Genomic DNA, 14,209 nt, shown 5'->3' on the forward strand with positions numbered 1-14,209 from the left:
TTTTTTGATATAAAATCAACCGTACGAATAGCTGATTATTTTTTTAATAGTTATTTAAAAAATAGCGCAACTTTAGATAAAATCCGCGACCCGGCTTTTGTAAGGAGAAATTGTCATATAATCTATTGTCAACAATATTCTTACACTCAAAGGCTATATTATATTTACCATCATTCATGGTGTACATCACATTGACATCCTGATTCCACTGTCTAGGTATATCACGCTTTGTGAGCTCGTCTCCCTGGCTTGGCCACGATAAATAATAAGCATGCACATACAAAACATTATAGCCAAAACTTAGTACATTCCCTTTCTTACCAACATTATTAAAAAACAAGGAAGCATCGGCATTGCCAAACAGATACGGCATATTAGGTATGCGATCTCTGTAGAGCGGGCTTTCCATTGTATAACCGTCTTCGAATTTTGTATTATTGCGAAGATTTTGATAGGTCATATTAACCCCAGCGGTAAATACTTTCTTGAATGAATACCTGATTTCTCCATCAACTCCTAAATTGGTAACGTCTGCAAGATTTCCCATCACCTGTTTTGTTTCGTTGGGGTTTAGCCGGGGCCTTATAAAGTCGGTTGCATACCTATAAAGCAGATTTCCATCTATACTGAAGTGATGTATATGGTCAATATGAGTTTGGTAGCTAAAACCAACATTAATATTATCGCTCTTTTCTGGTTTAAGATCTATATTACCTTCTAAATTGATTAGGTCGCCAAATAACTCATCCGTTTCGGGCAAACGATAGCTTTTTTCATAAGAGGCTTTTAGTTGAAAAGAAGGCGTAAGAAAATAACTAGTTGCCAAACCATATCCTAGTTTATTGAAGCTACTTTTTTGCTCGAGGTATGCCACGTCTCCCCATCCTCCACTTGGATTATAACTCTGGGAATACTTGTTCTGCTGAGAGAAGTATTTGACAAAAACTGATGTATTCCATTTTTCATTTGCTGCATACTTATAGCCTAACCCCATTATATTTTTAATATTCTTACGAGGTTGATCATATTTAGTATTCTCCGGGAATAATTGATCCGAACCCGTTCTATTAAAAGTACTCAATACATTGTTAAAGTTGAATGCATGTTTTTCGTTGATGTTATAGGAAAGATTTGCTGTCGCGATTCCATTATTATTTTTATACTTATACATCGAACGTTCCCGCTCACTTCCTTCGCCGGCATACTCCTTCACCTGTTGCAACCAATTATAGCGGCGGTAAGCTGTATCTATATTTTGTTCCTCTCCTAAATTGATGTTTCCAGTGATCCTTAAATCTAACCCGTCAACAAATAAATTCTTTTTTAAATATTTTAAGCTCGGCATTACAATATTTCCCTTTCTGTGCCAAGCACCGAAAACGCTCTCCATTCGAGCACCTGTCTGGACCTCCGCATAGTTCTTGCCTAGGGTAATCCCCAATAAAAGCTGATCGGCATACTTCTTATCTACCACACCCACATTGGCTATCACGGTTTCATTGTGATAGTTATCGTGAAATCGCTTTACTTTTATATTTTGGTAAACTTGCTGCGTGTACAAATCGGCTTCGGTTACTGTTACCTTATAATCATTATCCGAGTAATTCTGAAAAGCATTCAATCTAAAGGTAAGTCCCGATCGAGCAGTGTAAGCTAAATTTACTGCAGATCTGTGGGTATTAAAGGACCCAAATGAATAAGATGCATCAATATAATTTTGACGATTACTAGCCGTTACGATATTTACCGCTCCTCCCAGGGCATCAGATCCAAGCCATACCGGTACAACGCCCTTATACACCTCCACGCGCTCAGCCAAATTGATCGGAATATTATTTATCTGAAAGGAAGAACCGAAATTATCCATTGGCACCCCATCGATAAAGAATTTTACCTGCTTACCTGTAAATCCATTTAGCGAGAAATTGAAGCTTGAACCTACACCCCCATTTTCCCTGACCCTCACCCCAGAAACACGATCAAGTGCATGGGATAAGTCAAGCGTAGTATTATGTAGCTTACTGGCGTCCAGTGCCGTAACATTATAGGCTTGTCTATTTACTTCTTGCTGCTCTGTTCTACCGAGTACAGCAACCTCATCCATTTGGTTTATACTTTCCTCTAGTATAAAATCTACCACCACCTGATCATTCGAATGAATCGAAATAGACTTTTCCTCTTTTTTATACCCTAAAGCGGAAACGGTTATTAACTGTTTTCCCTCCTTTAGGTTTTTTATTTCATAAGTACCCTGATGATTACTTGTAGTTCCAGTGCCGGCTCTGAGGTAGACGGATGCTCCTGAAATAGAGCGCCCGTTTTTGTCTTTGATATTTCCGGAAATAGATCCTGATAAAGACTGTTGGGCATAGCTTGAAAAAAAACAGACACATAAGTATCCGTACAGCAAAATTTTCTTAATTTGCATCGCTTTTAATGTTGACTAAGTGTTAAAAGTTTCCCTGACAAAAAGTTAGGTGGGCTATACAGGTACGAACTGTATGGCCCTTTTTGTTAGCGCAAAGATAACATCTTATTTAGATTAATTACAAATAATTTCAAATTTAAAAAAATATTGCTTTTATGGCCTTCTTTGCTTGTAGGCAAGGGTTACAATAAATCCAATACTTCAAAATGATTGAGTTCATTATCAAACAAGGTAAACTTTGCTGGGTAGTTTGCTGCTAATTTTCCTATTGTATTAGACAAACCAAGGGCTTTAGCCGGTCTTATTGTGGCCATTTCAACCGCTTCTTTTACAGTCAGGTTTAATTCGTTTACCGCATTTCGTACCGCATCGGGAAGCGATATGTTTGCACCGGCTAAATTTCCATCACTATTTATATATTCATCGTTTATCAATTTTGCATCAAACTCTTCCCACGTAAAGGAGGTTTTCTTTTTCCTCAAAAAAAGTGCATCCGAAATAAGAAACAGTTTGTCTTTTTTAATTTGATGGGCAATCTTTGCAGCAGCGAAGTCAACATGTCTACCATCCAAAACAATTGGTGCATAAACATCCGGATGGTCAAAGGTGGCGCCCACCAATCCGGGAGCTCTATGTAAAAAAGGTGACATTGCATTGAATAGATGCGTCACCTGCTGAATTCCAAGGCTGAAAGCGCTACTTGCCTCTTCATAAGTAGCATTTGAATGGCCGGCAGCCAAGGCAACCCCACTTTTCAATAAATATTTCAAGGTATATTCGTCAAACATTTCGGGTGCAATTGTCATTTGCAAAATCGTACCATTCGCATACTCAATCAGCTCTTGAATGAGCTCTTTATTTGGTTTCTGAATATATTTAGTGAGGTGTGCTCCCCTCTTTATCGGGTTTAAGAAAGGACCTTCCAAGTGCATTCCCAATACACCACTTTTTGGATGCTGTATACAATAATTTTTAATTGCATCAATTCCTCTAAAAATATTATCCTTAGAAGATGTTATCAGCGTAGGAAGCAGATACCCCACACCATCTAACGTGCTTGAAGCCTCCATGTCTGCTATACATTCTTCTGTCGGATTGGCTGTAAAATGATAATTTGCGCCCCCATTTAACTGGATATCAAAAAAACTTGCGCTAATATTTTCGACCACTTCATCCGCACTTGATTGATATCCCGAGCTTATATTTTTTATTTTGCCGTGTGCACATGTGATAATTTGATTTTCCAGTACATCATCTCCAGTGTATATCTTGTGGGCGAATACTTTAAATTCCATTGTAAATGTTTTTGATTTCAGTAAAGATAAAAGCTTCTATTGAAATCACCTAAATCTAAAGAAAAGACATCTAAAACAGCTTTTGCATGGGGTATATAAAGCAATCTGCTTTAAGCAAACAAACATGCGGTCTTCATGTTTATATGGATGGTGAATAACGCAGGATCAAGACATATAAAAATGACTTAAAGAAATATGGAGGATCGACTATTAATTAAGGCACGAAACAGTCCTATCATTGCTACAGCAATACATGACGGCCATTTTATTCCAAAAGAATTCCTTGATAATATGTCGCTTGAGGAACATGAGCGCAGCCACGAAGAAGATCCTTATACCGGTTTTATGGCAGATCTACCCGTTAACACAGTGATTGCTGAAAATTCCCGCTTTTTAGCAGATTTAAATCGCCCTAGAAATAAATGTATTTATAAAACACCTGATGATGCTTGGGGACTAACCGTCTGGAAACAACCGCTCTCAACACAAAAAGAGCAGCAGCTGCTTGATTATTACGACACCTTTTATACAAAAATAAAGCAACTGCTGGAAAACATAATAAACCAACATGGCTGCCTCTTGGTACTCGACATACATACTTATAATTATAGGCGACAAAACCCGCAGGAGAAAGCGTCTAAACAGCAAAATCCAGAAATCAATATTGGCACAAAAAACAACCTCCCCCATGCCCGTGCATTAATAGACACCTTTATTGATTTTCTTTCTCAAAGCAAAATCTATGGACACAGACCCGATGTTAGAGAAAATATAAAATTCCAAGGCGGTGAATTTTCTAAATGGATAGCTAACTATTACGGTCAATATGGTTGTGTACTCTCAATAGAATTCAAAAAAACATTTATGGATGAATGGACAGGGCGCGCAAACATAAAACACTTAATGGATATTCAGGCTACGTTAAAAGACAGTATTCCATTATTAAAAAAAGAACTTAAGAAGTTTAAAAGCTTAACAGCTCTATAGCAGCATTACTATGGTAGAAAAAAACGAAAAGCTACTGAATCAAATACTTGACAAATTAAAAAAAGGCGATCCAATGCGCGTGTCTTTACCGCACAAGGGCATTTTAAAAATGGATAAACCTGTGCCCTTTTTAATAGTTTATCGTATCCCACCCAATGGAAAAGATAATTTCACTTATAATTTGGGTCGTACAGAATCTTCTTACTTAATAGCTCCAGAAAGTGAAAAAGGTACTATAGAACCGTTTATAAAAGCAATAACTAACTACCTAGCAGATTATTTTGGCAGCTTTATGTTAGTAGAAGTATGGTTGTCACCGCAAATAGCCGATTATGATTTCACTATTCATCTTAATCAAAAAGGTGCGCTGAGCATGGCAACGAAGCTCACAGACGAATTAAGCAGCTTACGTATAGGAAACAAATATATTTCGGCCAATCTTGATAAGCAGAAAACTGCCGTAGCCCCCCCTTATTACCCACCTTTAATTGATAAAAAGGAGGGTAATCAATCGGGCATTGTACAAGTTGGCATAGAAATAGCGCCAAATTTTAACGATGCTGTAACAGGAAAACCTTATCCCTTGTTTACAAGAGAGTTGCGAACCTCTTTTGGGAAAGCACTGCGGAAAAGCCTATTTGAATTTGTAAGAACAAATACCTCTTATAATGCTACCCATTTTGAAATGTTGGGCACCACCATACTCGATGATAAAGTATGGGAGATAGATAACGAATTAGCAGAATATAGTAATTTATTTGATTTTCTCTTGCTGGTCACTCCTATCAATGTAGCAGATGCATGGAAGAACTTTTCAAAAAGTAATTACCTTAAAATGCCGGCATTTCACTATAGGCCAATGCCGATAGAACCTGAATTAATTAAACGCAAAATATATAACTTACCCATAGAAGACATCTCCGATCCTACAATAGCTTTTCTATTTCGTGATAAAAGAAAAGAAATTGATAGGATGCTTAATATGATGTTAGAAAGAGAAAAACCTGATTTTATGCACAGCAGTTTACAGCTGTTTGGCAATATCGACGAGCATTTATTAGATGTAGCTAAAGCTATTTTAGTTGCTGCCGAACCGAATCCGGAAAAAGAGAATGAGGAGTTGCTAAATGCGCAGGAGTTTGCTTCAATGGCCGAGATGGAGCTAAACTGGCTAAAGCAGCAAGATAACAATATTCTTACGGCTGTTAGAGTACGTGATGATGTGGAAGGCATCATGGTATCTAGAGGAACACTGAATATAAATAAAAATTATACGGTACCTAAACGCAGAGCCATTGCCTTAATTCAGCATGAAATAGGTACGCATGTAGTTACTTACTATAATGGCAAGGCGCAACCTTTAAAGCTATTTTATATTGGCGTACCGGGATATGAACAATTACAAGAAGGCCTCGCTGTTTTTTCAGAGTATCTTTGTGGCGGACTAACAAATGACCGCTTAAGAATCTTGGCTGCACGGGTTGTTGCTGTTAATAATATGATTTCTGGCAACTCTTTTGTTGATACGTTCTTTTTATTAACAGATAAATATCAATTCACACCCGAAACAGCCTTTCACGTCACCATGCGTGTTTATAGAGGCGGGGGGCTCACCAAGGATGCCGTTTATCTAAAAGGACTTTTAAATCTCCTCGAATATATTAAACAAGGAAAAGAGTTAGCTCCTCTATTGATCGGAAAGATTCGACAAGATTATATTCCAGTTATAAACGAGTTAACATTTCGCGGACTTTTAGCCAAAATACCCATTACACCGAGGTATCTAAGTGCACCTTATTTAAAACCTATGAACAATATAAAAAAAGGAGGAAATATTTTTAGTATGCTGAACTAGCTTCTCAAATCACTAGATTAAATAAATTAAATAATACACTAAAAACCATTTGGCCCCCATGAACATTGTCTTTGTCGTAAATCAAGTAATGAAAGAAACTCCCGAGTATACTACCACGGGCTTAGCTTTACAGGCCCATAAAATGGGTCATAACGTTCACTATATGGGGATAGGAGATTTAGCTTATCTCGAGAGTGAGGCCATGGGTGGATTGGCCCGCAGCGTGCCTGACAAACAATTCCGAACGCCGGAGACCTTTATCGAGGCGGTAAAATCTGTTGAAAAGATTAAACTTGAAGGCCGCGATATAGATGTATTGATCCTTCGTAATGATCCTTCGGCAGATATAGATAAGCGACCTTGGGCGCAAAATGCGGGCATCGTTTTTGGGCAGCTGGCACAAAAACAGGGCATCGTTGTTTTGAATGATCCTACGAGCTTATCACAGGCCTCTAATAAAATGTATTTTCAGTATTTTCCTAAACAAGTCCGCCCGAAAACAATCATTACGAGAAGTGTAGCTGATATTGAAGATTTTTATAAAGCCAATGGCAGCAAAATAATTTTGAAGCCGCTACAAGGTTCGGGGGGACGGAATGTGTTCTTAATTAATAAACAAGAAGTCAAGAATTTAAACCAAATTGTAGATGCCATTTGCCGTGATGGCTTTGTTGTAGCCCAAGAATACCTATCAGCTGCTAAAAACGGGGATATCCGTTTATTTTTATTAGACGGCGAGCCGATTGTTGTAAACGGACATTATGCAGCAATACACAGACAACAGAAAAAGGGCGAGATAAGAAGTAACATTCATCAGGGTGGAAGCGCAGGCAAAGCAAGGATAACTAAACGTATAAAGCAGATCATTGATTTGGTGGGGCCTAAGTTAAAAGAGGACGGAATGTTTCTAACTGGGCTTGATATTGTTGGAGATAAATTGATGGAAGTGAATGTATTTAGTCCAGGGGGACTGGTACATGCTTGTGGATTATACGGTGAAGACTTCTATACACCGGTGATTAAGGCCATCGAGGCGAAAGTTAAATAATTTTGACAAAATTCAGCTACCTTCGAATAACAGAAAGAAGCAATACAATACAGTGATTCACATCTATAGGTTACGAATAAAAAAAATTATTGAGGAAACGCAGGACGCGAAATCGTTTATTTTAGAAAATTTAGATAAAAAAACGCTGCATTATCATGCAGGGCAGTTTTTAACGTTATTATTTGAACAGACAAACGGAACTGAAGTCAGAAGAAGTTATTCTATTAGCTCTTCCCCGGTACTTGATAAAGAGCTTGCTATTACTGTAAAAAAAATAGCAAACGGAGAGTTCTCGAGAAGGCTAGCAGACAAAGCGAAAGTGGGCGATATATTAATGAGTATTGGCGCATCCGGTTTGTTCACTTTACCAACTACTATAAAATCTAACGATCGCTTTTGTTTTATGGCAGCGGGTAGTGGTATAACACCTATTTTCTCCCTTATAAAGACATTATTACATAACAACCCGACCACCTCAATTCTACTAATATATAGCAATACCAGCCAAAGCTCAACTATATTTTTTAATCAACTTACGGAGCTAAGGGAATCATTTCAAAATCGTTTTGCCATTGAGTTTCTTTTTAGTCACTCAACGAAAATTTTCGAAAGTCGACTTACCCATTCCGTAATCGATCTATTAATTGATAGATATGCCCTTTACGAACATAATAACACAATTTTTTATTTATGTGGACCATATGCATACATGCGTATGGTTTCTATAAAATTACGAGCAGACGGCATTGATGCTGAAAGGATAAAGAAAGAGTTATTTATTATAGATACACCTTCATTTAAATTAGTCGAACCGCCCGACCAAGAGGCTCATGAAGTAACCATATTTCTAAACAAGCAACGATACTCCATCGAGGTAAAGTATCCTACATCCATCTTACAAAGTGCGAAAAAGCGGCAGATTCCTATACCTTACAGCTGCGAAAATGGACAATGTGGTGCTTGTGCGGCGCTCTGTACCAAAGGTAAGGTTTGGATGAGGTATAATGAGGTACTCGGTAATAAGGCATTAGCTGAGGGCTATATTCTTACATGTACAGGTTACCCAATTGATGGACCTGTTGAATTAACTTTATAAATAAATGATATAACAAATCACACACGAGTTCCAAACACCTCATCATAGTTCTTTGCTATGTCAGATTCACTATCAGTGAACGGAAGTTTTGGAAAATAGATTGATAACAATTACCCCTGCGATAATAAGTAATATACCCAATATCGCTGGTAAATCAGGTACCTGTTTAAATAGCAAAATACCTGTAACACTTATCAGAATGATGCCCACACCTGACCAAAGCGCATAAGCAATCCCGATTGGCATTGATTTTAACGTCAAACTTAAGAAATAAAAAGCCCCAACATACCCGATAATAGTAATCGCTGTAAATAAAGGTTTTGTAAATTGTTCAGAAGTTTTCAAAGAAGTAGTAGCAATTGTCTCTAACAGAATAGCGACCATTAAAAACAGGTACGATTTGTTCATAACAAGCAGTTCTTGTGTTCAAATTTAAGTAAACAGCCTAGAAGTATAATGAAAAAAGGCAAGTAAGATTTCTCTATACTTGCCATGGTTTTTCATGTGTGTTTAATCTATTCGATTTAACCCAACAAAGATACAATTTATTATGCATACATAAAAATAGTTGTTTTCAGTGATTTTCAAGATCATAGACCTTGTTTGCATTATACTTAGTGTAAATATTATGCGGATGAAATAGTATCTTTACGCCCTAGACATCCTACTTTATTCAATACTTTCTACTAAAAAATGATAAACATAAAACGACTTTTCCAGCTTAGTTTATGTTTTCTGCTCCATACATTAGCTGTTGATAGCAGGGCGCAGAACATCAGCGATTCTCTGAGTAATGAGTTAAAAAACAAGCAGCTAAAGCCCGGCGAAAAAGTAATGATTATGGGTAAATTAGCCCATAGACTATATTTCCAGAACGAAGAAAAGCAAGCCGATTCCTTATTGCAACTAGCACTTCTCACTGCTAACACACTAAAAGACGGTCAATACAGTGCTTATATTTATGCCATTAAAGCCTTTCAAAGTCGGATCACCGAAAAGGATAAATCGATCACAAGAGAACTACTTGATAGTGCAACTTTCTTTGCTAAGAGAACCTCCAATAATACCATCAAAGGCTACGTTTTTTATTGTAGTGGGTGGATTGATAGCAGAGATGGAAAACCGAATGAAGCGATCAATTTTTTTCTAAAAGGAATAAAAATATTAGACAAAGAACACACCTTACAAGATTTAAAATATAAAGCTAATATCTATTCTGAACTAGCTGCGATCTATTCGGAATGGGAAGACACTGAAAATTTTGGAAAATACGTGCGGATGGGGCTTTCTAATGCATTAGAAAGTCACGATATAGACAATAAGGCTTCTTCTCAACAAATGCTTGCCAGCTATTTTGAACAACGCTATCTTAAAGACAGCACTGATAGAGCACTACTAGATTCAGCGCTGTATTATAACAAAGAAGCTATTGCAACCATTCGAAACAATACAGAACGTATAAGACTTCTTTCTCAATTACCATTTACTGCTATGAATGTTGCCAACTTGTACGCACAACATTTCCCGCCAAGCTATCGCGATAGTATTCATATGTATCTCGATATAGCTTTACAAAAAGGGATAGAAACAAAGCAATACACAGTAGTGGCCAACAGTTATGGAATGATGAGTGATTTGGCCCTTGCAGAAAACAAATTAGATGAAGCAGAAAATTTACTCAATAAAGCCGCTGGCGTTATCACGCAAGATAACATGCCAGATCAGCATACCTTGTCGCAAGTATTTCTAAATTTATCTAAAATTGCTGAACGAAAAAAAAACTATAGATCGGCCCTACAATATTACAAGCAACATAGTGATGTTCACCAATCCATTTTTGATGCAGAAAAAATGCGTATTGGTAAAAGTTTGGCGGCTAAGTATGAAGCCGAAAAAAAAGAGCAACAACTGGCCACGATGCAGCATAAAATCGGCTTATCGAAGAAGCTAAATACTGTTTATTTTGTGTTGGCCATTACCTTTCTTTTTGCGCTGCTACTACTGTATTACGCCTACCTCCAAAGAAATAAAACGTTAAAACAACAGGGGCTTGTTCACCAACTGGAAATTGAAAAAATAAACCAAGAACATCGAATATCCTTGCTTTCTGCGATGTTAGAAGGACAAGAAAGCGAGCGGTCAAGACTAGCACGTGATTTACATGACGGACTAGGAGGGTTAATTTCTGGTATAAAATTAGATTTAGCTGAACGCACAAATTCATTAACATTGCAAGAATCAAAATCGATCTTCATACCTGTCTTACAACACATTGATGATGCTATTCAAGAGCTACGTAGAATTGCACACAGTATGATGCCAGAACTATTGCTTAAAGCAGGTTTATCAGAGGCCTGTAAGGAGTATTGTAGAAATTTAAAGAAAGCGCATTTTGAGGTTGTTTGTCAGGTATTTAATTTTAAGGGGATGGATAAAGAACGGGAGGTGGTACTTTACAGAATCATGCAAGAATTACTAACAAATGTAGTTAAGCACGCACATGCCAAAAAAGTATTAGTACAGCTTCAGCAAAGCGACGATTTAATAAACCTTACCGTTGAAGATGATGGAAGGGGTTTTGATCTAAACGACGAAAAGAATAAACAGGGTGCAGGATGGAGAAATATACAATCGAGAGTTCAATATTTAAAAGGGGTCATCGAAGTATATTCTGACTCCAAAAAAGGAACAACTGTGACTGTAGAATGTAAATCCAGCGAGAAAAAAAGAGAAAAATTTGCGCTCACTCCCTGAAAATAGGGGTTTTACTAATTGGCAGCGCATTCTTTTTTGAAAACTGGTAACTTGCAACAAATATCGGGTTCATGCTAAAGATAATTGTTTTATGGTTGTTAACTATCATCCCTGCATTTTCCTCAGGCCTACAAAAACAGTCATCCTCCCTGGTAGACAGTTTACGGAATGAACTTAAGTTTGCGACATCAGACACCACAAAATCACATTTACTTGTAAGCATAGGCAATCAACTCAGTTCTTCCGATAGCTTAATAGGCTCGAAGACCTTACAAGAAGCTTTAAAATATGCCATCAAGTCAGGAGACCCATATTATATAGCAAATGTATATACCGCTATTGGTAGATTTAATCAGTTTTATAACATTATAGATAGGGCAAAAAGTTTTTACAAAAAGGCAGAAATACTGTTGACTAAAGATGCTGCTAATACGCGCAATCAGAAGCTATTATTACTCATAAAACAAAATTATTTAAGTTTAAGAGCAAAAGAAAACCCAAATGAAGCATTGAAGGAAGCACTATCGCTAATTCCATTAGCAGAGAAGGTGGGCGATCAGGTAACCTTAGGAAATATTTACAATAATATAGGTGTCTGGTTTATGAACATTTCGGCCTACGAAAAAGCAATCGACTATTTCAAAAAAAGTGTTTCAGTAAAACTAATTGAACCGCGGCAATATGCACGCTTCGCCTATTCGTTTATTAATCTAGCCGCTTGCAATTATCGCCGGGATCGGATAGATTTAATGCCCCCCTACCTTGATGAAGCAAAAAAAAATATGTTGAAGGCCAATGATCGCCAAGAGGTTTGGGCATGGTATTATAACTACTGTGGTCTTTATGCCTATGAAAAGAAGCAATACAAACGAGCAGAAAAGGATCTTTTGAATGGCCTGTCCATTGCGAAAAAGGAGAATGACGCACTCGCACAAAGCAATTTGTTAGGCACATTGGTTAAAATTAACCAAGCAACAGGTAATTACCCTCTTGCCCTAAGGTACGCAGAAGCGAACTATCATTTGAGGTTAGATGCTAAGAATAACTATTTAGGTATGCTTGAAAGCATTGCTGAAATTAATGGAAAGCTTGGCCGCTATAGGGAAGCTTATCAAGCCATGCGCACATACACCGTATTATCTGACAGTATCCAAACATCTGAAAAGACTTCTAACCTGAATGAAATAGCACAAAAATTTGAAGCTGCTGATAAAGAGCGGCAAATACTTCAATTACAGCATGACAATGAAGTTAAGTCATTTGCGCTTCAAAAAAACGGCCTTTATACAGGTCTATTAACAGCGGTGTCTCTTCTATTGTTAACCTTAGTTATCTTGTATTTTCAGTTTAATCGTCATCATAAAAAGCAATTAAGGCAGCATAAACAACTCCATCAATTAGAGATGGAGAAAATTGGTCAGAAAAACAAAATCTCCCTCCTTTCTGCAATGCTTGATGGACAGGAATCAGAAAGAACAAGAATAGCTCGTGATTTACATGATGGACTTGGGGGATTTTTATCGGCCTTGAAAATTGAACTTTCAGGCACCTTTAAAACAGATGTAACAGATCAGCTCCTTGCCACAGATACGTTAAACAGAATAGATTATGCCGTTGACGAGTTAAGGTTTATATCGCAGAATCTGATGCCTGAAACGCTCATCAAATACGGATTAGGAGAGGCAATTAAATCGTATTGCGCTCGAATGCGTAACAAGGGTGTACAGCTCTTATGCCAGCTATTTCACTATAGCAAGGATCTAAGCCAAGATAAAGAACTGATTTTATATAGGATTATGCAAGAATTGGTAACAAATGCCATTAAGCATGCACAGGCGACAACTATCTTTGTACAGCTTTTGAAAAGTGATAACAAAGTGACCTTAACAATAGAAGATAATGGAAAAGGCTTTGACAAAAGCCTTTTACTAAAAAACCGAGCCGGTAGCGGATTAACAAATATAATGTCAAGAATTGAGTATATCGACGGTGAGCTTGACATACATTCTGAGCCTGGCAATGGAACAACTTTCACCATAGAATGCATTATAACATCATGATAAAAGTTATTATAATCGATGATCATCCCATCGTGATAGATGGACTTCAGAATTTATTTTTCAATCATGCCGATATTGAATTAGTCGGTGCCTATAAAACGGGCCAGGAGGCACTAGATGCCTTAAAGAAGCTGGAAACCGAGGTTATTCTGCTGGATATAAATTTACCTGACATGAATGGCATTAATTTATGTAACGATTTGAAAAAACTCTATCCTCAATTAAAGATAATAGCCCTGAGTTTACATAACGAACACGCGGTTATTCGAAGTATGCTGCAAAATGGGGCACTCGGTTATGTCATCAAAAATGCTCCTGGCAATGAGATTTTGGAAGCCATTCATGAAGTAGCTCGTGGGCACAAGTATCTTTGTTCTGCCACCCGTGCTACCATGACAAATGCCGAGGCAGACCAGCATATAACGGTTCCACTTATTACGAGAAGAGAAAAGGAAGTGTTACAGCTAATAGGTAAGGGATTAACCACGCAACAAGTTGCCGATAAACTATTTATTAGTCCTCATACAGTAGAAAGCCACAGAAAGAAGTTGATGGAAAAGTTTGAAGTGGGCAATATCATCTCGGTCATTAAACTCGCTACCGACTATAGACTGCTGTAGTTGGAAGAGCCCTTTTACAATTAACAAGACTCAACAGCACCTAACAGACGAGTCTTGTTAATTGTA

Annotated in this window: 10 protein-coding genes; 7 read left to right on the plus strand and 3 right to left on the minus strand. The window is 37.5% G+C overall.

What is annotated here, in order from left to right; all coding sequences use genetic code 11:
• Positions 1–43 precede the first annotated feature (43 nt).
• Both BMY50_RS09275 and nagA read right to left on the minus strand, forming a co-directional pair.
• Positions 44–2,428: a TonB-dependent receptor gene (locus BMY50_RS09275; protein ID WP_093322694.1), complete on the minus strand. Its 2,385-nt coding sequence runs from the start codon at positions 2,426–2,428 to the stop codon at positions 44–46.
• A gap of 182 nt (positions 2,429–2,610) precedes the next feature.
• Positions 2,611–3,723, minus strand: coding sequence for an N-acetylglucosamine-6-phosphate deacetylase (nagA, locus tag BMY50_RS09280; protein WP_093322698.1), 1,113 nt, complete (start codon positions 3,721–3,723; stop codon positions 2,611–2,613).
• Between the two features lie 195 nt (positions 3,724–3,918).
• On the opposite strand from nagA, the gene BMY50_RS09285 reads away from it, so the two are divergent.
• Genes BMY50_RS09285 through BMY50_RS09300 form a run of 4 tightly spaced genes read left to right on the plus strand, consistent with a single transcriptional unit; the run spans position 3,919 to position 8,709 of the window.
• Positions 3,919–4,710, plus strand: a complete 792-nt coding sequence (locus BMY50_RS09285) for an N-formylglutamate amidohydrolase (protein ID WP_093322701.1) — start codon at positions 3,919–3,921, stop codon at positions 4,708–4,710.
• 10 nt (positions 4,711–4,720) lie between these two features.
• Positions 4,721–6,565: a flavohemoglobin expression-modulating QEGLA motif protein gene (locus BMY50_RS09290; RefSeq protein WP_093322704.1), complete on the plus strand. Its 1,845-nt coding sequence runs from the start codon at positions 4,721–4,723 to the stop codon at positions 6,563–6,565.
• A 58-nt stretch (positions 6,566–6,623) separates the two neighbouring features.
• On the plus strand, positions 6,624–7,613 hold the full coding sequence (locus BMY50_RS09295) for a glutathione synthetase (protein WP_093322707.1): 990 nt from the start codon (positions 6,624–6,626) through the stop codon (positions 7,611–7,613).
• Positions 7,614–7,665: 52 nt separating this feature from the next.
• Positions 7,666–8,709, plus strand: coding sequence for a ferredoxin--NADP reductase (locus BMY50_RS09300; RefSeq protein WP_093322711.1), 1,044 nt, complete (start codon positions 7,666–7,668; stop codon positions 8,707–8,709).
• A gap of 72 nt (positions 8,710–8,781) precedes the next feature.
• On the opposite strand, the gene BMY50_RS09305 is transcribed toward BMY50_RS09300, so the two are convergent.
• Positions 8,782–9,117, minus strand: a complete 336-nt coding sequence (locus BMY50_RS09305; RefSeq protein WP_093322715.1) for a DMT family transporter — start codon at positions 9,115–9,117, stop codon at positions 8,782–8,784.
• Between the two features lie 285 nt (positions 9,118–9,402).
• On the opposite strand from BMY50_RS09305, the gene BMY50_RS09310 reads away from it, so the two are divergent.
• The 3 genes from BMY50_RS09310 (at position 9,403) to BMY50_RS09320 (ending at position 14,143) form a co-directional block, all read left to right on the plus strand.
• The gene (locus tag BMY50_RS09310; RefSeq protein WP_093322719.1) at positions 9,403–11,463 is read left to right on the plus strand and encodes an ATP-binding protein; all 2,061 of its coding nucleotides are present in this window, start codon (positions 9,403–9,405) and stop codon (positions 11,461–11,463) included.
• 71 nt (positions 11,464–11,534) lie between these two features.
• Positions 11,535–13,523 carry a tetratricopeptide repeat-containing sensor histidine kinase gene (locus BMY50_RS09315; RefSeq protein WP_093322722.1) on the plus strand — a complete coding sequence of 663 codons (1,989 nt, stop codon included), beginning with the start codon at positions 11,535–11,537 and terminating at the stop codon, positions 13,521–13,523.
• On the plus strand, positions 13,520–14,143 hold the full coding sequence (locus tag BMY50_RS09320; RefSeq protein WP_093322726.1) for a response regulator: 624 nt from the start codon (positions 13,520–13,522) through the stop codon (positions 14,141–14,143). Before BMY50_RS09315 ends, BMY50_RS09320 begins: the two co-directional genes overlap by 4 nt.
• Positions 14,144–14,209 lie beyond the last annotated feature (66 nt).

The organism is Olivibacter domesticus, assembly GCF_900109575.1.
GTDB lineage: Bacteria > Bacteroidota > Bacteroidia > Sphingobacteriales > Sphingobacteriaceae > Olivibacter > Olivibacter domesticus.